The organism is Aeromonas sp. 5HA1 (assembly GCF_029237245.1).
GTDB classification, from domain to species: Bacteria; Pseudomonadota; Gammaproteobacteria; order Enterobacterales; family Aeromonadaceae; genus Aeromonas; species Aeromonas salmonicida.
Map to the genome: position 1 here is coordinate 55,439 of NZ_JAACFW010000005.1, position 22,351 is coordinate 77,789.

18 protein-coding genes are annotated in these 22,351 nt (G+C 54.5%); 12 read left to right on the top strand and 6 right to left on the bottom strand.

Going from position 1 to position 22,351, the window contains the following annotated elements; translation table 11 throughout:
- Positions 1-172: 172 nt before the first annotated feature.
- The 5 genes from GWQ27_RS06245 to GWQ27_RS06265 are packed head-to-tail and all read left to right on the top strand — an operon-like array spanning position 173 to position 5,655.
- On the top strand, positions 173-826 hold the full coding sequence (locus GWQ27_RS06245) for a dUTP diphosphatase (RefSeq protein ID WP_275906923.1): 654 nt from the start codon (positions 173-175) through the stop codon (positions 824-826).
- Between the two features lie 12 nt (positions 827-838).
- Entirely contained in the window at positions 839-1,750 is a 912-nt protein-coding gene (locus tag GWQ27_RS06250) for a hypothetical protein (protein WP_275906924.1), read from the top strand.
- Positions 1,750-3,630, top strand: coding sequence for a hypothetical protein (locus tag GWQ27_RS06255; RefSeq protein WP_275906925.1), 1,881 nt, complete (start codon positions 1,750-1,752; stop codon positions 3,628-3,630). Before GWQ27_RS06250 ends, GWQ27_RS06255 begins: the two co-directional genes overlap by 1 nt.
- Positions 3,623-4,618 (top strand): hypothetical protein, encoded by a 996-nt coding sequence (locus GWQ27_RS06260; protein WP_275906926.1) that lies wholly within the window; start codon positions 3,623-3,625, stop codon positions 4,616-4,618. The genes GWQ27_RS06255 and GWQ27_RS06260 overlap by 8 nt, the downstream gene beginning before the upstream one ends.
- The gene (locus GWQ27_RS06265) at positions 4,615-5,655 is read left to right on the top strand and encodes an N-6 DNA methylase (protein ID WP_275906927.1); all 1,041 of its coding nucleotides are present in this window, start codon (positions 4,615-4,617) and stop codon (positions 5,653-5,655) included. The genes GWQ27_RS06260 and GWQ27_RS06265 overlap by 4 nt, the downstream gene beginning before the upstream one ends.
- A 58-nt stretch (positions 5,656-5,713) precedes the next feature.
- Here GWQ27_RS06265 and GWQ27_RS06270 read toward each other — a convergent pair whose 3' ends face one another.
- Positions 5,714-6,541: a methylated-DNA--[protein]-cysteine S-methyltransferase gene (locus tag GWQ27_RS06270; protein ID WP_275906928.1), complete on the bottom strand. Its 828-nt coding sequence runs from the start codon at positions 6,539-6,541 to the stop codon at positions 5,714-5,716.
- A gap of 51 nt (positions 6,542-6,592) precedes the next feature.
- A complete protein-coding gene (locus GWQ27_RS06275) occupies positions 6,593-7,357 on the bottom strand; it encodes an SDR family oxidoreductase (RefSeq protein ID WP_275906929.1) in 765 nt (254 codons plus the stop codon).
- 321 nt (positions 7,358-7,678) lie between these two features.
- Between GWQ27_RS06275 and GWQ27_RS06280 the strand changes: the two genes are divergently transcribed.
- Together GWQ27_RS06280 and GWQ27_RS06285 are read left to right on the top strand one after the other, a co-directional pair.
- A complete protein-coding gene (locus GWQ27_RS06280; protein WP_275906930.1) occupies positions 7,679-9,052 on the top strand; it encodes a leucine-rich repeat-containing protein kinase family protein in 1,374 nt (457 codons plus the stop codon).
- A gap of 223 nt (positions 9,053-9,275) precedes the next feature.
- Positions 9,276-9,923: a thiopurine S-methyltransferase gene (locus GWQ27_RS06285; protein ID WP_275906931.1), complete on the top strand. Its 648-nt coding sequence runs from the start codon at positions 9,276-9,278 to the stop codon at positions 9,921-9,923.
- Positions 9,924-10,226: 303 nt separating this feature from the next.
- Here the strand turns inward: GWQ27_RS06285 and GWQ27_RS06290 are convergent, their stop codons facing one another.
- Positions 10,227-13,001: an insulinase family protein gene (locus GWQ27_RS06290; protein WP_275906932.1), complete on the bottom strand. Its 2,775-nt coding sequence runs from the start codon at positions 12,999-13,001 to the stop codon at positions 10,227-10,229.
- 162 nt (positions 13,002-13,163) lie between these two features.
- Here GWQ27_RS06290 and sixA point away from each other — a divergent pair, with 162 nt between their 5' ends.
- The 3 genes from sixA (at position 13,164) to GWQ27_RS06305 (ending at position 15,092) form a co-directional block, all read left to right on the top strand.
- Positions 13,164-13,631 carry a phosphohistidine phosphatase SixA gene (gene sixA / locus GWQ27_RS06295; RefSeq protein WP_021140381.1) on the top strand — a complete coding sequence of 156 codons (468 nt, stop codon included), beginning with the start codon at positions 13,164-13,166 and terminating at the stop codon, positions 13,629-13,631.
- A 133-nt stretch (positions 13,632-13,764) separates the two neighbouring features.
- The gene (locus GWQ27_RS06300; RefSeq protein WP_021140380.1) at positions 13,765-13,971 is read left to right on the top strand and encodes a DUF1107 domain-containing protein; all 207 of its coding nucleotides are present in this window, start codon (positions 13,765-13,767) and stop codon (positions 13,969-13,971) included.
- A 200-nt stretch (positions 13,972-14,171) separates the two neighbouring features.
- On the top strand, positions 14,172-15,092 hold the full coding sequence (locus GWQ27_RS06305) for a DMT family transporter (protein ID WP_275906933.1): 921 nt from the start codon (positions 14,172-14,174) through the stop codon (positions 15,090-15,092).
- Positions 15,093-15,139: 47 nt separating this feature from the next.
- Here the strand turns inward: GWQ27_RS06305 and GWQ27_RS06310 are convergent, their stop codons facing one another.
- The gene (locus GWQ27_RS06310) at positions 15,140-16,756 is read right to left on the bottom strand and encodes a peptide ABC transporter substrate-binding protein (RefSeq protein ID WP_275906934.1); all 1,617 of its coding nucleotides are present in this window, start codon (positions 16,754-16,756) and stop codon (positions 15,140-15,142) included.
- On the opposite strand from GWQ27_RS06310, the gene GWQ27_RS06315 reads away from it, so the two are divergent.
- Positions 16,740-17,129: a hypothetical protein gene (locus tag GWQ27_RS06315; RefSeq protein WP_275906935.1), complete on the top strand. Its 390-nt coding sequence runs from the start codon at positions 16,740-16,742 to the stop codon at positions 17,127-17,129. The genes GWQ27_RS06310 and GWQ27_RS06315 overlap by 17 nt on opposite strands.
- Positions 17,130-17,139: 10 nt before the next feature.
- Positions 17,140-18,174, top strand: coding sequence for a class 1 fructose-bisphosphatase (gene fbp / locus GWQ27_RS06320; protein WP_005315352.1), 1,035 nt, complete (start codon positions 17,140-17,142; stop codon positions 18,172-18,174).
- An 88-nt stretch (positions 18,175-18,262) separates the two neighbouring features.
- Here fbp and mfd read toward each other — a convergent pair whose 3' ends face one another.
- Positions 18,263-21,739: a transcription-repair coupling factor gene (gene mfd, locus GWQ27_RS06325; RefSeq protein WP_275906936.1), complete on the bottom strand. Its 3,477-nt coding sequence runs from the start codon at positions 21,737-21,739 to the stop codon at positions 18,263-18,265.
- Positions 21,740-21,748: 9 nt separating this feature from the next.
- Complete coding sequence (locus GWQ27_RS06330) at positions 21,749-22,324, bottom strand: PilZ domain-containing protein (RefSeq protein ID WP_275906937.1); 576 nt, start codon at positions 22,322-22,324, stop codon at positions 21,749-21,751.
- Positions 22,325-22,351: the final 27 nt, after the last annotated feature.

Sequence of the window (22,351 nt, forward strand, 5' to 3'; positions counted from 1 at the left end):
AATATAGTGGGGAATGAGTTATGAGACTATAACAGGTTACATCCACATTAATACATTCATGAAATACCGACAACAGAGTCCATAATTACTGATTTATATGGCGTGCAGGGGGGGGGGCAGTGTGTGGTGATACCAAACAGAAGATAATTTTTAATTTAGTGGAGGTGTTATAATGGATGATATAGATATTGAAGTGAATCAAGCTGAAATAATGCTACGTCTTCAAGATTCAATAAATAGTAAAATTAACAGTGCATGGCGTGATGAAAAAACACCTTGGTATCGAGCGGTTTGGACCGAATGCGCTGAGCTGATGGACCATGTGGGATGGAAATGGTGGAAGTATCAAGAAAATGATATCTATCAGATGAAGTTGGAGTTAGTAGATATATGGCATTTTGGTTTGAGTGAGGTATTGGCTAAAACAAAAAATATTTCTGAGGCTACAGACTTAGTGACTCAGGTTATGAAGGAGATAGGATTAATAAATTCGATGCGTTCAAGAGAGGAAATCCTATCGGCGGTTGAAAATTTTACATCAATGACTATTGGCACTAAAGAATTTGATCTACCATCATTTATTACATTGGTCAAATTTGGCGGGTTGGGAAATAAAGATTTATATAAGATGTATGTTGGTAAGAATGTACTAAATACCTTTCGACAAGATAAAGGATATAAGACAGGTGGCTATGTAAAGGTGTGGTCTGGTAAAGAAGATAATATTTGGCTTAGTGAGATTATCAACAACCTGTCCATAAGCTCACCAAGTTTTGTCACAGATTTGTATAAAGAGTTGGAAAACACATATAAATATAAATCATAAGCGGAGCAAAATATGGAAGTTGTATTGCCTGTAGATAAGTGGCGTTACATGGTCACTACTGGTTTATGGCCAAAAAAAGGAAACTTTGATCCCAATGGTTGGTGTTCAAATTTTAAAGATGATGAACTACCCTTAGCACTAAGGTTGCTTGAGGGTTTTACATTTTTTTCTGATGAGCTTGTTAAGCAAATGTTTAGAAGTGCTTTTCTTAGTATTTCTCAGACTGTTATCTCTGATAAGAAATATTTGTACAATGCACGAAAACAGTGGTCTGATTTTGTTGAGTCATTAGTAGTGGTAAGAGTTACGGGGGAAGTCCCCACTGATTCGGATAGTGGTTTTGCATTCTCTCGACTTGCGCGAGATGTATTGCTTTTGAACGAGAGTAGGATATTCTCCCCAGAGATCGCTATTAAGCATATTGCTGAAGGTCATAAATTTAATATCTTGTTTGTTGATGACTTTGTTGGTTCTGGGAACCAATTTAATGATACATGGAAAAGAAAATACTCAATTCTTGGGGGGGAGCTATCCTTCGAAGAAATTCAAAGGTATTTTGGGGGGGGGATGCGATTCTTCTATTGCCCAGTTATTTGTACTGAATTGGGAAAGAATAATATTTCTCAGAATTGTAAGGCTGTAGAGATAATGCCAGCACATATCTATACATCTCGCCAAAGTGCGTTAAGTGATGACTCGGCTATTTGGCGTGATGATATGCGAACTGAAGGACCTGAGTTTGTGAAGAATGCAAGCATGCGCGCTGGGATCCCAGACGAAAATGGGGGCGAGAATTGCTGGCGAGGATTTCATAAGTTAGGACTTGCACTTGCATTTTCTCATGGGTTTCCAGATGCAACACTTCCAATATTTTATCATCAGTTAAATAACTGGAAGCCATTAATAAAAAAAGGTGCATTGTAATGACTTCAGAGTTGCAAGATACGGCACAACGTTTGAGTAAAACACTTGGTTTATATAAGGCTGAGTGGTTGAACGAAGCTATATTCTCACTTTTTAATGAACCATCTTATTTTGAAGAACTTAGGACACATCGTCCTTGTGTTTTGATCGGAGGGCGAGGTACGGGAAAAACGACAGTGCTGAGAGGCTTGTCATATCAGGGTCAGAAAGCACTATCAAGCAATACAACACCAATTAAGGATTGGCCATTCTATGGTTTATATTATCGAGTTAATACAAATAGAGTTACTGCATTCAGAGGTGCAGAGCTGACAGAAGAAAAATGGGCTTCTTACTTTGGTCATTACATAAATCTTATTTTTTGTCAGCAGCTTTTAGATTTTGTTGATTGGTTTCAGTCCAATGAGAACTGTGAGGTTCAGATTAATTATAAAGATCTAAAAAGAGTCACTATTACGCTTGGATTGGAAGATATAAATACATTAGAAGATTTAGTTGAGGAGATAGAGTATCTCATCTTGGATTTCGAATCGCTGATAAATACAGTAGCAGATAACCCACCAGAGCGTATATCTACCCTCGGAGCCCCATTGGATGCTTTAGCTAGAGCTTTGCTTACATCTCCACAACTAAAAGGGAAGCAGTTTTATTTTTTGATAGATGAATTTGAAAATTTTGAAGATTATCAGCAGCGTGTTCTAAATACAATAATCAAGCATGCTAATACAGATTATACATTTAAAGTTGGTGTAAGAGAGCTTGGGTGGCGTCAAAGAGCGACGTTGAACCTTAATGAGCAGTTAACATCCCCTGCTGACTATGCGCGTATAAGTATTATGGATCGTCTAAACGATGCTCGGTTTCCAGCTTTCGCGGAAACTGTAATTCGACAAAGAATATCCAGTGCTTTTTCAGATGATGCTTCTGTCATTACGGCTCCTCAGCAGCTATTACCATCAATGAGTGAGTTAGAAGAGGCTGAGATTTTACTTGGCACAGATGGACTCACAAAACTTAAAGAGAAAATTTTAAAAATAGCACCTCCAGATCTTGTTGAGGCTGTAAGAAATATAGAGGCCGGCCATCTCTATTTTCTAAATTATATGGGGGGCGATAATGATGATAAATTTGTTGAAAATATAAAAACTTGGATTGAAAATAAGTCTGAATGGAAACATAGATTAGACAATCATTTTCATGCTTCACTGTATGCAATCAGGAAAGGTAAGCGTGGAATTAGCAAATACTATTCAGGGTGGGACACTTATGTATCCCTATCGAATGGAAATATAAGGTATCTACTTGAGCTGGTTCATGCTGCCTTCATAAGGCATGTGGAAAATGGAGGTGGTTTGCATGAACCTATATCACCTAAGTCCCAAACTGAAGCGGCGGAAGAAATTGCTAGAAAAAATCTATCAGAGTTAGAAGGTCTAAGTGTTGAGGGTGGAAAATTAACTAAATTGGTTCTAAGTATTGGTCGTATTCTGCAAGTAATGGCATCCGATGCGCATGGTCATGCTCCAGAGGTTAACCAGTTCCATATTAAACAAAATCCTTTGGTGATAGATTGCTCAGATCAAGTCAAAAGAATTTTAGATCAGGCTGTTATGCATTTGGCTCTTGTCCGTTCGCCTGGAAACAAATTAATGTCGGAAAGTGACACTGCTGATTATGATTATCGATTGCACCCAATTTTTTCATCATTATTTGTTTTCAGTCATAGAAAGAAAAGGAAATTTTTGTTAGCTGACCAACAAATTCTTGGTCTCATATCACGCCCTAAAGATACTATTAAAGAGGTTTTGTCTCAAAGTAATAGAAGTGATGACTTAAATCTCCCAGATCAACTTAACTTATTCGGTTCTTACTATGCGTGAAACTAAAGAAATTCCAATTCTAACGGATACTTTCGATAAAGCTGAAGATTTTAGACCGATAGAAAATAGCCTTTACATTTTTGCCTCAACGGGAGAGAGTAGAACATCGCATACTGATTCTTGGAGCACCTTAATTCAGAATGTTAAGTTATTAGAGATTTTAGAAGAAACGCAAAATTCATTTAAGGTGAAGGGCGATGTAAATTCTATTTCTCTTCGTTCAGAGTTAGCACTGAAAGCTCTGTGGGTGGACCTGCTCCCTGCTTCAAAAGTGTACTTAGATATTACCGGATTAACACATTCAGTATGGGCCGGCATATTGAAATCTGCTCTTCAGATGAAGCTTGAGGTGCTAGTAGTATATGTCGAGCCAGATGCGTATTCACGAAGTTCTGCTCCAGTAGAAGGACAAATATATGATTTAAGTGCAAGCATACAGGGTATATCGCCATTACCTGGATTCGCTACATTATCATCTAGAAATAGTGAGCAGTTTACATTCATACCATTATTAGGTTTCGAGGGGCCTAGACTAAGGTACATAATTGAGCAAATTCAACCAGGTTTTGAATATATAACGCCTATTGTTGGCTCCCCAGGATTTAAGCCTTGGTATGTCTTTGAAGCTTACATAGGAAATAAAGGTGCTTTAACAGAAACATCCGCTTGGCAAGCTGTTCGGTACGCTCCGGCGAATTGCCCATTTAGTTGTTACTACCTATTAGAAGAGATTGCAGCAGACAATAATGAAAAAGCACTTAAGATTGCCCTGATAGGTACCAAGCCTCATGCTCTTGGTGCGATTCTGTTTACTTTATCTAGCTCTACACCTGTTGAGTTGGTACATGATCATCCAATTAGAAAGGCGGGACGAACTGGAGGTACAGCAAAGTTACTGGTATATCATGTTTCAGCTCTGTTTGATGATTCGTCAGCTATTCATTTATCTCGTACCAGTTATCGCCCCCGCAGGTCAGCTTGTAGATGATCGATATCCATTACACACCTAGTGAACTAGCTCAAACTATGATTGAATGCATTCCTAGCAGCTTTACCCCGAGCACAATAGCTGATTTTTCTGCTGGTGAGGGAAGCTTATTAAATGAAGCTGCAAAAAGATGGCCGTTCGCAATGGTTTTTGCAAATGACTTGAATAAAACAAGTTCTAGAATGCTTGCTTCGCTAAATAAATTATGGTCGGTTTCATGTTCTGATTTTCTTAAGTCGACATCACACACTAATACAAAATTTTCCTCAAAAAAGGGAGGGGTAGATTTAATTCTATTAAATCCACCATTTAGCGAGCGAGGGCGAAAGCCTATTGAATGGTTTGAACAGCCAAGTATTAAGTCTGGTTTGGCTACTCGGTTTGTTAGCTTGAGTTTAAATTATCTTTCATTAAATGGTTATATGCTTGCCATTCTTCCGAATGGTTCGTTAAATAGCGAGAGAGACTCTCACGGATGGTCTGAAATTAAAAAACGGTATAGCGTAGAAATTATGGCTACTAATCCGTTGCACACCTTTAAAAATGCTGCGGCGAGAACATCTATAGTTTTAATAAGACATAAGTTAGCGAATGATTTTGATGAAGTGGATGAGTTTCCTCTGGAAAAACCTGCTTATAGATTTGTCCGCCGAGGAAGAGTCCAAATGCACTCTTTTAAATCTAATGCTAATGGATATCCGCTCATACATACGACTGAACTTACAAATGGAAAGGTTATCATAAATGGTACTAATATATTAGTAATGTCGAGCATCATTGTCCGTGGCCCTGCATTACTTTTCCCTCGCGTCGGAATGGTTACTCATGAAAAAATTTGTATTTTGGCTAACAATGTTGCTGTAGTGCTTTCAGACTGTGTTTTAGCGATCGAGTTTCAAGAGATGATTAGAGCTGTCAATACGAGGGAGTACCTTTTACGCGACTGGCTAAATTTTTCAAATATTTATAATGGTACAGGGGCTAAATATACAACCATTAAAAAGACAGAGGCGTACTTTCAAGGGGTGATCTCTTGATATATAGAATATATAGAATTTGGTGATTTTAATTAAGCAGGATTATAGGTTTTGCTAGCTACTCAAACCTCGCCGCTTCCCAGGCGTGTATCGCCTGTTTGCGGGTCTCACCCCAGTGATAGCCGCCGAGTTTGCCGTTTTGCTGGATGACTCTGTGGCAGGGGATCATCAAGGCGACGGGGTTGGCGCCCACCGCCAGCCCCACGGCGCGGGCGGCCTTGGGGTTGCCGACGGCGCTCGCCACCTGGGCGTAGCTCACCACCTTGGCGGGCGGGATCTGCAGCAGCGCCCGCCAGACGCTGATCTGAAAGTTGGTACCGCTCACGTGCAAGGAGATGGGGCGATCCGGTGCCTTGCTGCCATCGAACATGGTGTCGATGACCCCCTGGGTACGTGATGGCGCCTCCCGCAGCTCCGCTTCGGGCCAGCTGTGGGCGAGGGCGGTTAGCGGTGCCTGTGGAGCCTGGTCATCTAGAAACGAGAAGTTGCACACCCCCCGCGGGGTCAGGGCGACGAACGCCTGGCCGAAGGGGGTGTCGTGCACCCCGTGATCGATAACCAGCCCGGCCCCGCGCTGCTTGTACTCGCCCGGCGTCACCGCTTCGAGCTGCACGAAGTGATCGTAGAGCCGCGAGCCGCTGCTAAGGCCCAGGGTATCGGCCACCTCCAGCAGTGGGCGCGACTCCTGCAATAGTGCCTTGGCCCGCTCCAGGGTCAGCACCTGCAAGTAGCGCTTCGGGGTAACCCCGGCCCAGCGGCTGAACAGCCTCTGGAAGTGAAAGGGGCTTAAGTGCACGTGCGCCGCTATCTCGTCCAGGGTGGGCTGGCGCTCCACCTGGCTTGCGATAAAACGAATGGCATCGGCGATGCGGGCGTAATCAGACATAAGGCGCTCTCACGATAAGGTTGCGGTCGCAGGATCTTGGGTGCGACAAGGTCATGTACGACAAATAGATACCCCACCATCGGCCAGCAGGGCAATCCCGGTGGTAAAGCTGGATGCATCGGACGCGAGATAAAGGGCCGAGCGGGCGATCTCCTCCGGTTGGGCCAGCCGTTTGAGGGCATGCATATTCTGCACAAAGGCGAGACTCTCTGGCGTATTGGTAAAGGACTGCCCCATGGGGGTGTCGGTGCCCCCCGGCAGCAGGGCGTTGACCCGTACCCCTTGCGCCCCGAACTCGGCGGCCAGCACCTGAGTCAGGCCGATGAGGCCGGCTTTGCTCGCGGCATAGGCCGCCATGCCGGGCAGCCCCAGGGTATGGCCGACGAAGGTGGAGGTAAAGATAAGGGAGCCGCCGCCGCGCGCCAACATGGCGGGGATCTGGTATTTGGCCCCCACAAAGGCGCTGGTGAGGTTGGTATCCAGGGTCTCCTGCCACTGCGCCAGCTCAAGCTCCTCTACGCTGCCCGGTGTCCCCGTGGTGCCGGCGTTGTTGAAGGCGATATCGAGCCCGCCGAAACGCGTTAGCGCGAGATCCACCAAGGCGCAGGCATAGGTTTCGCTTCTGACGTCTCCCGTCAGACTCACCGCCTGGCCCCCCTCATGGCGGATCTCCTCCACCAGCAGATCCAGCTTGGGTTGGCGGCGGGCACCGACGACGACGCTGGCTCCTTCCCGGGCAAACAGGATGGCGCTGGCGCGGCCGATGCCGGAGCTGGCTCCGGTGATGATGGCGACCTTGTTGGACAGTAGTGACATGGCAGTTCCCTCGCTGAGTGTGTTGTGCGCCAGTTAAGTGGCGCACAGGGTTGGCAGTGGATTGGAACCTCAATAGGTTCGAACCCACTCTGGGTTGACCCCACTATGGCAACCAGCCCTCGCTGGGACGACCCGGATCTTGCTCTCTTTGCCCCCAAGTCGCTTTGTTACACGTCGATGCAGGCCTTAGTGGCAACAAAAGGGGCGATCTGCGTCCCGAATTCTTTATAATGCCCGCCTTTAAAACCGCTGGACGCAGGTTCGGCGCGCGCTGATGGCTGGCTACGCCATCAGGCAGATGATCAGGATTGAGAAACGGTTATGCATACTCTGGAACAGCTGCGCGCGGGTGAACTGTGCGGCGCCCGCCATCTGAAGCTTTGTGAAAATCTGACGGAGTTCCCACCCGAGATCCTGAGCCTTAAAGAGACGCTGGAGGTGCTGGATCTGACCGGCAACCAGTTGAGCGGCCTGCCGGACGAGTTGGCCGGTTTCAGCAAACTGCGCATCATTTTCTGCTCCGAGAATCGCTTTACCGTGCTGCCCGAGGTGCTGGGGCGTTGCCCGGCACTGACCATGGTGGGCTTCAAGGCCAACCAGATTTCCACAGTCCCCGCCGCGTCGCTGCCAGTGGGGTTGCGCTGGCTGATCCTGACTGACAACGCCATCGCACAGTTGCCCGATGAGTTGGGTCAGTGCAGCCGCCTGCAAAAGCTGATGCTGGCGGGCAACCGTCTGCGCGAGCTGCCCGCCAGCCTTGCCAACTGCCGCAATCTGGAGCTGCTGCGCATCGCCGCCAACCGGATCGAACGCTTCCCCGGCTGGTTGCTCACGCTGCCGCGCCTTGCCTGGCTTGCCTATTCCGGCAACCCCTTTAGTGAGGGGGAGGAGGCGCGGGCCATCGATGTGGATCATGTGGCTCATATCGCCACAGTGCCTTGGCGGGCGCTTGAGTTGGGTGAGTTGCTGGGGCAGGGGGCCTCTGGCGTGATCCACAGTGCCACCCGCATCACTTGCGACGGATTGCAGGGTGACGGGCCGCGCTCGGTGGCGGTCAAGCTGTTCAAGGGGGCTGTGACCAGCGATGGTTTGCCCCACTGCGAGATGGCGGCGTCGCTGGCGGCCGGCACCCATCCCAATCTCATCAGGGTGCTGGGGAAGGTGGCGGATCACCCCTCCGGCATGCCGGCGCTGGTGATGGAACTGATAGACCCAACGTTTGCCAATCTGGCGGGCCCGCCGAGTCTGGACTCCTGCACCCGCGACGTCTATCCAGCAGGGCTGTCATTCACTCCGGCTGCCGTGCTCGCCATGGCGCAGGGCATAGCGGCTGCCGCGGGGCATCTGCATGAGCGAGGCATCATGCACGGCGATCTCTATGGCCATAACATACTGCACTCCTTTCAAGGGAAGGGTCAGGTGCTGCTCGGCGATTTTGGCGCGGCCTCTTGCTACGACCGCACGGAATGCGTGCTGGCCGATGGGCTGGAGCGGATAGAGGTGAGGGCCTTTGGTTGCCTGCTCGACGAGTTGCTGGCACGCTGCCAGCCGGAGAGTGAGGCGTTGCAGGATCTCGCTCTGCTGGCCCAGGCATGCCTCTGCGAACAGGTGTCGCAGCGCCCCTCGTTCGCACAGATCTCGGCCAGGATAACGGCGGTGGCGGCCATGATGGCGGCCGAGCCCGTCTGTGCCTGAGCCCGCGTGGCCAGTTGGCATGTCAGCGCACGTTATGTTGGTGAGGCTGCAGATCACCCATCACATATCCATGACATAAAGATGTCAGAAAAGGGGCCTGGCGGTCCTTTTTGGTTTTGCAATCGTTTGCCTGGCAAAAATCACCCGTCGGCCCGGCGCAAGGCTTGCGTGCGCCGGGTTAAGTTGTGATATTGAGGCATCTTTAGGTAACAGGGGTATTAGGATGGAAGCTGCGTTTTGGCATCAGCGTTGGGAAGAGAACCGGATTGGCTTTCATCAGGCAGACTTCAATCGCTGGCTGCAATCCTGGTGGTCTGCCCAGCAACAGGATGAACCCGTGCTGGTGCCCCTGTGCGGCAAGTCCCGCGACATGCTCTGGCTCAATGGCCTGGGGCACCCCATCGATGGTTTCGAGCTTTCTGCGCTCGCCATCGAACAGTTTTTCAGTGAAAACCAGCTCACCGAGACCCTCAGCGAGCTGGGCCCTTATCAGTGCCATCAGCACGGCTCCTTGCGCATCCATCAGGGGGATTTCTTTGCCGCCCCCGAACTGGGGCGGCGCTACCGGCTGGCCTATGACAGGGCGGCGCTGATCGCCTTGCCGACGGAGATGCGCCGCCAGTATGCGGAGCTGATGAGTCGCCTGATGGAAACCGGTGGCCAGATCCTGCTGGTGACTCTGGAGTATCAGCCGGAGCAGCAGAAACAGCCGCCCTTCTCGGTGGGGGAGATGGAAGTGCGCACCCTGTTCGAGCGCGATTTTCGGGTGGAAGTGCTGGGCCGTGCCGCAGAAGTGGATCACCCCAGGGTACTCTCCGGTCAGCTCTCCTATTTTGATGAAGTGGCCTATAGCCTGATCCGCCGGGGCTAAAAAGTGAAAGCGTGATCCAGGCCGACAAACCGGCAGGTCACCGACTCTTTGCTACCTCCTTTGACATAGATCAACGTGACAAGGGAGGGGAGTGCCTAAGATGAGCCTGTTTCTCAATCACTGTTGATATTGGCAGGTGCGCTCTGGTTTGAACCATCCGGCCGACCATCAACGCTGTGTCTGATTTTCACGCTCATGTTCACTTTTGGCGGCTTTGGTCGCAATTGTTATGGTTTTTCCAGCCGACCCCAAGGGGTCGGCTTTTTATTGGGCGGGATTGGCTGATGGGCGGGAATGCCTGCTTCAGGCCTCGAAGGTGTTGGCGGCGAGCCTGAACGCCTTGGGGTCGTCGATAAACTGGCCCGTGATGCGCTCGTCGTGTTCGTGACCCTGGCCATAACTGCAGAGGATCAGTCTGTCCGAGGTGCGTGAGCGCAGCTGTATGATGAAGCGTACCAGATCGGCACGGCTCAGTTTGCCCACCTCTTCGCACACCCTTTCCCGCTGATCAAACCCCAGATCCTTGTTGCCTATGCTGACCCAGAGCCGCTGGCCGCGACTGCGCAGGTTGGCGTCCCGTTCGCTAAGCTGGGCCTGCAGGCCCACCTTGCTGTCTTGCCACTGTTGCTCGGTCAGCTCCAGCATGGCCAGCGGGAAGAGGTCGATGAACTCTTCTACCGCATCCAGCAGGTGCTGGGGCCCTGCCACTGGCGACTGGATATAGAAGATGAGGCCGGGGTGACGGTTGAGGGGCAGGTTGCCGGCACCCACCACGTACCCCAGCTGCTGGCGCGTGCGCAGCTCGTGGAAGAAGGTGGATGACATTATGTGGTTGGCCAGGGTGAAGCAGGCGAGATCCCGCGCCCGGGTGGTGCGTGACTGGTAGTAGACCAGCAGTGCCGAGTCTTCGTGCTCGCAGCCCTGCTCACGAATGAGGGTGCCCCTGTTTTGAATGGAGATGAGAGGGCGGCGGGTCTCGGCACTGGGCTGGCTGTGGGTGCCGAGGTGGCGCTCCAGCAGGGCGGCAAGTTCGAGCGCCTCGGCGGCATTCCAGTCACCGTGAACCAGCGCCTCTATGTGTACCTCCCCGAACAGCTGGGCGACAAACGCCGGCATCTCGTCAAGTTCCACGGTGCGCAGATGGCGCAGCAACTGCTCAAACGGCGGGTTGTTTGGTTGCAGCAAACTGGTGAGCTGGTTGAACAGCTGGGAGATGGGCCGCGCCTTGGACTGGTTGTCCCAGTTGCGGATGAGCTGCTCTTTTATCTCGGCGAAGCGGCCCGGATCCGGATAGCCCAGGGTGCGGTTGCCGAGGATCATGTCGAGCAGCAGGGGTTGCTTGTCGGCAAAGCCGCTCAGGTTGATGGTAAAGCCGCCCTGATGGGCATAGATCTGGTAGCCCAGCCCCGCCAGCTCCGCCGGGTAGGTGAGGGCGTTGAGGTGATCGGTGAGTAGCTCCACCGCAAGCCGTGCCATGGCGATGTGGCGCGGGCTTTTGACCGCGTGCTCGCTGTCGATGGAGATGTAGAGGTTGCCCTTGGGCACGCTGAACTGATGCTCGTGCAGATGCCAGAGCCGAAACCCAGGTCTGTCGATGATGCAAGCGGGCATGTCGGCCTGCAGTGCTGGCTGGCGCGGATCGAGCCGGTTGCTGATAAAGGGGTTCGGCAAGGGCAGAGTGAGGGCCGGATCGGGTTCGCTCTGCTGCCAGTGGATCTTTTCCGCCTCCGTGATGATGTCGACGCCATAGGGGGTCTGATACCAGCGGGCCAGGCGATCCGTGGCCAGCTCCGGCGCCGTGATGGTCATGCGCAGGTTGTGTGGCGTGAGCTTGGCGAGCAGGCGGCGGATCAGCGCCTCGTCGTATTCGCGCATCATGTAATCGCCGTAGAGCAGATCCTCGGGCGTGTAGCTGAACAGGTTCAACACCAGGCCGGAAACGGTGTCGAGGGCCCGGCCCCGCTCCTGAAAGCGGAACGCCGACTCAAGCACGGTACGCTTCTCTTCGTAGCGCCAGCTTTCTACCCCGCCACGCTCGATGAGTTTCAGATAGCCGAACAGGGCGGCTACTATCTCGTTGACGTGTTCAAGCCCGAGCGGCGTGAGGCCAAAGCTCACCCCAAAATCCTTGAAGTTGGCACCGCTGATTCCGCCTCCGGCGGAGAGCTGGTTGACCCAGCCTTTTGCTTTCAGCAAGGAGAGCAGGCTGCCATCCCCTTCATAGCCGATGAGGTGGCTCAGGAAGGTGAGGGGTTTTTTGTCATAAAACTCATCCACATTGGGCAGCGGAAAGGTCAGCGCCAGCTTGCGGGTCTCCTTGACCGGATTGATGCGGATGCGGATGCCGAGATCGTCGAGGCGATAGAGGGGAACCGTCAGGGCCGGTATTCCCAAATTGCGATTCAAAATGGGAGCGAAAAAGCGATCGCACCACTCAATCTGGGTCTCGATGGATTCAGGCGAGATCATCACCAGCGCCATGCGATCCGCGCTGTAGTGAGATTCGTAGAACCGGATGAGATCGGCGCGCTGATCCCGGCCGGGCAGATCCGCCAGGGTATCCAGGTTGCCGACCGAGAATTTGGAGAAAGGGTGGGCCGGGTTGACCGTCTCTTTATGTACCTGGTAGCTGCGGCGCACATCGTCCTGCAGCTTGAGGCGGTATTCGGAGTCGACCGCGTTGCGCTCTTTATCCACCCATTCGGGTGTGAAAGTGGGGCAGATGAAGAACTGGGAAAAACGGTCGAGACCGGCCTCGAAGAAGCCGGTGTCTATCTCGAAAAAGAAGTTGGTGAACTCGGTGCCGGTCCAGGCATTGTTGCTGCCGCCATGACGGCTCATAAATTGCTGGTATTCACCAGGCTTGGGATAAGTGCGGGTACCAAGGAACAGCATATGCTCAAGGAAATGAGCCATCCCCTGCCGATCGGCCGGATCGTCGAAATGGCCGGTGTTGACGGCCAGAGAGGCGGCAGACTTGTCGGTGTCGGGATCGCAGATCAACAAGACCCTGAGCCGGTTTGCCAGCTCCAGATAGTGGTATTGCCGATGGTCATTAGGGCTGGCATATGGGCTCATTGGCGCGTGACTCGTGTTGGATTTATTTGAATTTAAACATGATTATCGACCCCGCTATCCAGTGAGGCAAACCCTTTTCTGAGAGGTAGCGCAATTGTTTCCCCCGGCATGGCGGGGTAAGATCCCCCCGCTATCAAAACAGGCCCGTTGGGCGAGGTTGTAATGAAAATCTACATCATGCGTCATGGCCAGGCTGGCATGAATGCGAAAACAGATGAACAGCGTCCACTGACCGAGCAGGGAATTGAAGAGTCCATTCACATGGCCAGTTGGCTGGCACCCCAACTGGACGGGGTGCTGGATTTGGTTGTCCATAGCAATTATCTGCGCGCCAGACAAACCTGGCAGAGCATATGCAGTGAATTGCCCAAGGCCACCAGGGTCGAAGAGAGCAAGGAGATCACTCCCTATGGGGATCCTGCTTTTGTCGCAAGTTATCTCACTGCGTTGGCGGCAACACATGACCATATTTTGATGGTCAGCCACCTGCCATTGGTGGGTTATCTGGTGCAGAGCCTCTGCCCGGCGGCAGGTGCCCCCATGTTTGCCACGTCAGGCATGGCCTGTATCGAATGGCAAGATGGCAAGGGGGTATTGCTCTGGCTGGAAGGACCACATACAATACGTTAAAAGTTAATAAAAAGTTATAGATTGGTTTTTTGGGGAAGAGAGTTGCGATTTTTCCGGATTTTTATAAAGAATTTACGGAATTATTTCGCAGAAGCTGCTGTCATACGGATACAACTGCAAGAGGTTGCAAACGATGAGAGTGTTCAAGAAGTACCTGCCACTGATGGTGGCAAAACATGTCAAAACCTTCTTCAAGGGGCGGATTTATATCCACGGCAGGGGGCGTTTTGATTTCCAGTCAGGCTTGCTGATGATGCCAACACCAGCTGACATACCCCACCGCCAGACCGTGGTCGAGGTCAACGAGATGATCTCCAGACTGCACATGGATGCGGCATAAGTTCTGTGCCATCTCATCCAGCCGCTTCATGCCCGCTACTGTGCGGGCATGATTGTTTTCAGCCCTGACATGGCCGAATTGGCTCAGTTCGATCTCGGTTCAACGTCACCCGCATTCGCAAGGCCGGGCTGTGCTTGCGAATCTTGTTTACCCCCTTATACTCCCGCCTGAAATACCGGATCGTTTCTGTGGACAGCGCTATGCCTCTTGCCTTTTTGTTTCCCTTCTCCTGCATGGCCATCTGGTCTGGCAATGCCATTGTCAGCAAGCTGGCGGTTGGATTGCTTTCACCCGCGGCACTGGCCTGGTCGCGCTGGATGGTGGCCGCCATCATCTTGACGCCTTTCCTCGCACACCGCGCCTGGCGGGATCGGGCCAAACTGCGGGCCGGCTTTTATCAACTGGCGGCGTTGGCCCTGCTCGGCATGGTGCTGAACCAGACCCTGGGGTACTACGCGGCGCAAACCCTGGGAGCCACGGAGATAGGTCTGATGATGGGGCTGACACCGCTGATGACGGTACTGCTCAGTATCTGGCTGCTGCGTGAGCGTCCCACCTGGGGGGCTCTGCTCGGTGGGCTTATCTCCATTCTGGGGCTGACCATCTTGCTGGGGCAGGGGGATCCGTCCCGTCTGTTTATCCAGGGCATTCATATCGGCTCTGTCTACATGCTGCTCTCGGCGGGCACCTATGCCCTCTATAGCGTCTTGCTCAAAAAGTGGGATCTGGGGCTCGACAACTGGTCCATGCTCTACGGCCAGGTGCTGTGCAGCCTGCTGTTTCTCACCCCGTTCTACCTGCTGGTGGATGGGCAGTGGCCAGATGGCCGCGCGCTCTGGCTCATCCTGTATGCGGGGATCCCCACTTCGGCGCTGTCGCCTTGGCTCTGGATGCAGGGCATAGCCCTTCTGGGGGCAAGCCGCACCGCCATCTTCATGAATCTGCTGCCAGTGATGACGGCGGCACTGGCCATCAGCTGGCTGGGGGAAACGCTGACCAGCTATCACCTGATCGGTGGTGGCATGACGCTGCTTGGGGTATTGCTGGCGCAACTGCTGGTGCAGCCTGTGGTGCTGCGTCGTCGGGCCAGGGTGGCACTGGCGAGCTGTCGGGAAGATTGAAAAAAGACCGCCTTCGAGGCGGTCTTTCTGTTTAGGAGGTCAGGGCGTTACTGCGCGGTGAGATAGAGGTCTTTCGAATAAACCACGTCTTGCGGGTTCTGATAGGGATAGCCCTTGATATTGGGCTTGAGCAGCCGTGACTTGACATAGAAGTAGACGGGGGCGATAGGGGCCTCTTGGTCGATCAGCGCCTCGGCCTCTTGATAGAGCCGGTTGCGCTCGGCCGGATCCTTGGAGTCATGGGCCTTCGCCAGCAGGGCATCATATTGCTTGTTGAACCACTTGCCGCTGTTGGCGCTGCTGCTGGAGGTCATGATGTCGAGGAAGGTCGAGGCATCGTTGTAATCCCCGTTCCACGAGTAGCGACTGACGGTAAAATCCCCCTCATTGAGTGCGGACACCATGGTCTTCCACTCCATGTTGTTGAGCTTGGCGGTAACCCCCAGGTTGCGTTTCCACATGGAGGAGATGGCCAGGGCTATCTTCTTGTGGCTCTCGTTGGTGTTGTAGAGGATGTCCACATCCAGCGGCTTGCCCGGGCCGTATCCGGCCTCGCTCAGCAATGCTTTCGCCTGTTTGATCCTCTCCTCCTTGCTCAGCAACTGGCTGGCAGGGCGCTTGAGCTCGAAGCCGTCGACGCTCGGCGGGGTCAGGCTGAAGGCGGAGAGCTGACCTTGTCCCAGGATCTTCTCGGTGATGGTGTCTCTGTCGATAGCAAGCGACAGCGCCTTGCGCACCTTGGGATTGTCGAACGGTTTGCGCTGAGTGTTGAACACATAGTAATAGGTGGCGAGCATGGGAGCGTTGACAAGCTCCTCCGGGCTTTGGCTCTTGAGCTGTTTGTACTGCTCCAGCGGATAGGGCGTGTAGTGCAGTTCCCCTGCGCGATAGCGGTTGTAGGCGGCGGTGTCGGAGACTATCTCCAGATAGAGCACCTTGTTGAGCACTGTGTTCTGGTTATCCCAGTAGAGGGGATTGCGCTCTGCGATGAGGCGCTCGTTGGGGGTCCACTCCTTGAGCATAAAAGCGCCGTTGGAGACGATGTTGCCCGGCTTGACCCACTCATGACCAAACTTCTCTATGGTCGCCTTGGGCGTGGGGAAGGTGGTGTAGTGGGAGAGCGTCTTCAGAAAGAAGGGCACAGGATTGTTCAGGGTGATCTGCAGGGTGTGCGTATCGAGGGCCTTGATGCCGAGGGCATCCGGGCTTTTTTTACCCTGCACCACGTCGCTGGCGTTGGTGACGCCGGTCAGCTCGATGAACCAGGCATAGTTGGAGGCGTTTCTGGGATCCGCCGCCCGTTGCCAGCCATAGACATAATCCGCCGCCGTCACCGGCTCGCCGTTGGACCATTTGGCCTCGGGTCTCAGCTTGAAGGTGTAGACGGTGCCCGTGGTGTCGAGTTCATAGCCAAGCGCCCCGGCTGCTTGCAGCTTGCCGTCGCCATCCAGGGTGTAAAGACCCTCGAACAGGTCGTTGACGATGTCGCTGCCAGAGCTCTCTTCCACCATCTGGGGATCGATGGAGGCGGGCTCTGAACCTATGTTGCGCACGAAGATTTGTTGATCGCCGGGTAGCAGCTGGGTGCCGGCCGGTACGTTAGCCGCCAGAGTCGGTAACGCGAACAGAGCGGCAACCGTGCCGGCAATGAGTGTCCTTTTCATTGAATATCCTTATGTTTTTTTGCTTCCAAAGCCTGGTCAGTGTGCTGGATTGATCTGGAGATCTCAAGAGGTGGGCACCGGCCTTGCCATCAGCTACCCAGATAGGGGGCCAAGTGGGCCGTTGCACCCATCATGGCTGCTTGTTCGTGATTTTTTGCTGCGAATTAACATGATGAAAGTCACCAATTGGCACTGGTTTTATGCCCTTTTGATGGGGTGGCGAGGCGTAAATCGCACGTTTATCCAGCGGCTTAATTCGCTGCAAAAACAAAAAACAGGCGTTACATTAGGTTACAAAACAAGGCTGCCGAGGATCGGCACTTTTTTTGTCGACGTGTGCAAACGTTTTCAAAGCCAACGGAAACGCTCTTAAAGGAACAATAATGCGAAACATGATCACCATGGGCGAGTTCATCGTCAAAAAGCAGGCGGATTATCCCACCGCGACCGGCGAGCTGACCTCACTGCTCAGTTCCATCCGCCTGGCCGCCAAGGTGGTGAACCGGGAGATCAACAAGGCGGGGCTGGCAGATATCATCGGCTCCATGGGTGCTGAAAACGTGCAGGGCGAGGTGCAACAGAAGCTGGATGTGTATGCCAATGAGCGCTTTAAAGCCGCGCTGGAAGCCCGTGGTGAAGTGTGCGGTATTGCATCCGAAGAAGAAGAGGACTTCGTCTCCTTTGATTCCGAGCTCTCCCGTCACTCCAAATACGTGGTGCTGATCGATCCCCTCGACGGCTCTTCCAACATTGATGTCAACGTCTCGGTTGGGACAATCTTCTCCATTTACCGCCGTCTCAGCGCCCCGGGGACGGGCGTCACCCTGGAAGACTTCCTGCAACCGGGCAACCGTCAGGTCGCTGCCGGTTACGTGGTCTACGGCTCTTCCACCATGCTGGTCTACACCACCGGCTTTGGCGTCAACGGCTTCACTTACGATCCTTCCATCGGTTGCTTCTGCCTCTCCCACGAGAACATCCGCATCCCGGAGGAGGGCAAGATCTACTCCATCAACGAGGGCAACTACATCAAATTCCCGGACGGAGTGAAGAAGTACCTCAAATATTGCCAGGAGCGGGACGAGGCGACTCACAGACCCTACACCTCCCGCTATATCGGCTCCCTGGTCTCCGATTTCCATCGCAACCTGCTAAAGGGCGGCATCTATATCTATCCGTCCGGCACCAACTCCCCGAACGGCAAGCTGCGCCTGCTCTATGAGTGCAACCCCATGGCATTTCTGGTGGAGCAGGCCGGTGGCAAGGCGTCCGACGGCTTTGGCCGCATCATGGACATCCAGCCCACTGCCTTGCACCAGCGCACCCCTTACTTCGTCGGTTCCACCAAGATGGTGGAGCGGGCCGAGGCCTTCATGCGGGAGTTCTCCGCCCACGAAGATCCTGCCAATCAGGGTTGATGCACTGATCCAGCGTCTGCGATGAGCGCATAAAAAAACGGGAGCCGACATGGCTCCCGTTTTGTTTGGGCGAGTTGCGTTGCTTGCATCAGTGGCTGGCGTGGTTGGCGAGATCCGCCAGCAGGCCGTCCACCAGTTTCAGGCGCATGGCGCGGTCCGGGGTCGGCACCTGGAAGCGCAATCGGGTGGGTCCATCCATCTTGTAGATGCGTGGCTGCTCGGAGAGCAGCTTGACCAGATAGCCAGGGTTGACGCGAGTCTCCTGAGTGAAGTCCAGGTAACCGCCGCGCTCGCTCATCTCCACCCGGCGAATGCCAAGGGCGGTGGCGCGCTGGCGGAAGGCGGCAATCTCCATGAGCGTCTTGGTTGCCTCCGGCAGCAGGCCGAAGCGGTCGATCAGCTCCACCTTCAATTCGCGCAGCTCCTGCTCGTCGGCCGCGCTGGCGATGCGCTTGTACATGGACAGACGCATGTTGACGTCCGGTATGTACTCCTCCGGCAACAGGGCGGGCAGGCGCAGCTCGACCTCTGTGTGCTGGCTCATCAGCTGCTCCAGCGATGGCTCCTTGCCATTTTTCAGCGCCTCGACCGCCTGCTCCAGCATCTCCATGTAGAGGGTGAAACCGACCGATTCGATCTGGCCGCTCTGATCGTCGCCCAAGAGCTCGCCTGCACCCCGGATCTCCAGATCGTGGGTCGCCAGCGCAAAACCGGCGCCGAGATCTTCGAGCGATGCGATGGCCTCGAGCCGCTTGAGTGCATCCTTGCTCATCAACTTGGGATGAGGGGTGAGCAGGTAGGCATAGGCCTGGTGGTGGGAGCGGCCAACCCGGCCCCGCAACTGGTGCAACTGGGCCAGCCCCAGATGATCGGCGCGATCCATGATGATGGTGTTGGCGCTGGGGACGTCTATGCCGGTCTCTATGATGGTGGTGCAGACCAGCAGGTTGAAGCGCTGGTGGTAGAAGTCCGACATGACTCGCTCAAGATCGCGTTCGCGCATCTGGCCGTGGGCGATGCCGATACGGGCCTCCGGCACCAGCTCGGCGAGATCGCCGGCGCATTTTTCTATGCTCTCCACGTCATTGTGCAGGTAGTAGACCTGACCGCCCCGCTTGAGCTCACGCAGTACCGCCTCGCGGGTGACCGCAGGATCCTGCTGGCGCACAAAGGTCTTGATGGCGAGGCGCTTGGCGGGCGGGGTGGCGATGATGGAGAGATCCCGCATGCCGGCCATCGCCATGTTGAGGGTGCGCGGGATAGGCGTCGCCGTGAGGGTAAGGATATCCACGTCGGCCCGCAGCGCCTTGATCTTCTCCTTCTGGCGCACCCCGAATCTGTGCTCCTCATCGACGATGAGCAGCCCCAAATCCTTGAAGGTCAGGTCTGAGCCCAAGAGCTTGTGGGTACCTATGATGATGTCGACCTTGCCATCGGCCAGCTCCTTCATCACGCTGGTCTGCTCCCTGGCGGTACGAAAGCGGCTCAGCACCTCGACCCGCACCGGCCAGTTGGCGAAGCGATCGCGGAAGTTGTCGTAGTGCTGCTGGGCCAGCAAAGTGGTGGGCACCAGCACGGCGACCTGCTTGCCGCCGTGGACGGCCACGAAGGCGGCTCGCATCGCCACTTCTGTCTTGCCAAAGCCCACGTCGCCGCACACCAGCCGGTCCATGCTCTTGGCTTGGCACATGTCCCCCAGTACCGAATTGATGGCGTTGAGCTGATCCTCTGTCTCCTCGAACGGGAAACCGGCGGCGAACTGGCGGTAGGCCTCCCTGTCGTGCTGGAAGGCAAAACCGTGGCGCGCCGCCCGCAGGGCATAGACATCCAGCAGCTCGGCTGCCACGTCGCGCACCTTCTCTGCCGCCTTGCGCCGCGCCTTGACCCAGGCCTCGCCGCCGAGTTTGTGGCTGGGCGGGTTGTCAGAGCCTGTGTAGCGGCTGATGAGGTGCAGGTTGGTGACCGGCACGAACAGCTTGTCGCCACCGGCATACTCGAGGGTCAGGAACTCGGTGGGCAGGCCACCGGCATCGATGGTTTCGAGCCCCAGATAACGGCCGACGCCGTGATCCAGGTGAACCACAGGCTGGCCCTGGGTCAACTCGCCGAGGTTTCGGATCACCGCATCCGAGCTTAAGTTCTTGTTCTTTTCCCGGGCTCGCTTGCTGCGGACTTTACCGCCCAGCAGCTCTGTCTCCGTGATAAGGGCGAGCTCATCATGCCCGGCCTCTTGCAGCAGCTCTCGTAGCAAAAAGCCCCGCTCCAGCGGTGCAACCAGCAGACCGTGGCGCGCCTTGCCCGCCATGAAAGCCTCAAGGGAGGGGAACTCCTTGGGTTGCAAGGATATGCGCGCCAGCAGATCGCCGAGCACTTCCCGCCGCCCTTCGGATTCCACTACGAACAGGGTGCGGCCCGTGAAGCTGTCCAGAAACTGGTTCAGCGCCAGCATGGGCTGCTCTTTGCTGTGATCCAGTTGCAGCTCCGGCAGCGCGGCTATGGGGAGATCATGCTGGCCGGCGCCGCCGTCGGTGGCGGCTTCCTGCAGCCGCACGGCGCCATAGTGACCGAGGGCAGCAAACAATTGCTCCACCGGCAGGTAGATCTGCTGGGGTGGCAACAAGGGGCGGGTGTTGTCCCAGCGCCTGTCCTCATAGCGCTGGCCTATGTCGTTCCAGAAGCGTTGGGCCGCGGGATAGATATCCCCCACTGTGAGCAGCAGGGTGTTGTCCGGCAGGTAGTCGAACAGGCTGGCGGTCTGATGGAAGAAGAGCGGCAGATAGTATTCGATGCCGGCGGGCCAGCGCCCCTTGCTCACCTCCTGATAGACGGAGCCTTCCGCGCGCGACAGCTCGAACTGTTCGCGAAATTGCCCGCGAAACAGCTCGATGGCGGCCTCGTCGGTGGGGAATTCCCGGGCGGGCAACAGGCTGACCGTCTTGACCGGTTCGCTGGAACGCTGGGTCTCGGGATCGAACGGACGTATGGAGTCCACCTCGTCATCGAAAAAGTCGATGCGATAAGGGCTGTTGCTGCCCATGGGAAAGAGATCGAGCAGTGAGCCGCGGGCGGCAAACTCGCCGTGCTCCAGCACCTGATCCACCGCCACATAGCCTGCCTCGGCCAGACGCCCTCGCAGTTGTTGCAAGTTGAGGCGCTGACCGGCCTTCACCATCAGGCTGTACTTGTCGAGGTAGACTTGGGGAGCGCAGCGCAGCATCAAGGTCGAGATGGGCACGATCAGCACGCCGGCGTTCATTTGCGGCAGTTTGTAGAGGGTCTCCAGTCGCTGGGAGATGATGTCCTGATGGGGGGAAAAGGTGTCGTAGGGCAGGGTTTCCCAATCCGGGAACATCAGCACAGGGCAACCTTGATCGGCCAGCAGGAACTGCAATTCCTGCTCGAGGCGCAGGGCACTCGGGGTATCGGCGGTCACCAGCAGGACTGGGCGGCTCGCTTGGGTAGTAAGGCGGGCGGCAACCAGTGACAGGCTGCTGCCTGTCAAGTGGCCGAGCGTTAATTTTTGGCCCGCCTTGGCGGGCAAGGCGGGAAGCTTCATTGGCATCATGTGATTCTTTTAACGTTGACGGTCTTGAGCACGCAATTTGAGTTGCTTGGATTGGACATGCAGGCTGGCACGGACCAGCAGTTCGCGGTCATCCTCACGGATCCGGGCATAATCGAGCCCCACCTGAGTGCCATGCTCGCCCGGTTCCAGTCTCTTGACCTCGGCATAGCAGTAGATGGCGGAGGCCTCTTCCCGCAGGAAGATCTTGAGCCGCACTATCTGGTGCAGGAGCGGCGGCTCGCCATGACCCTGGCGCGGATGCAGATAGGTGAGCTGGCCTGCGCTGAAACGCAGGGTCTGGAAGCGATGCTCGGGGTGATCCTGCACCGACAGCACATAACCCATGATCATGTCGATCTTGCGCGACTGCTGGTTGACGATTTCCACCAGATCGTGCATCGATTCATTCTGGTTTCGCATCAGGCGACTGGTCACCATGTCGATGGAGGTAATGGAGGAGGCGATGCGAAAGGGCTCGGGCAGTTCGGCCTCCAGTGCCTCCAGCGTCGGCAGAGGAAAGTCACCGGGCATGGGGATCACATTGACCGGGGTGGCATGGGTGACGCTGAAGAACTGTTCCTGCATGGAGGCTATCCCTTGTTGTCATAGACG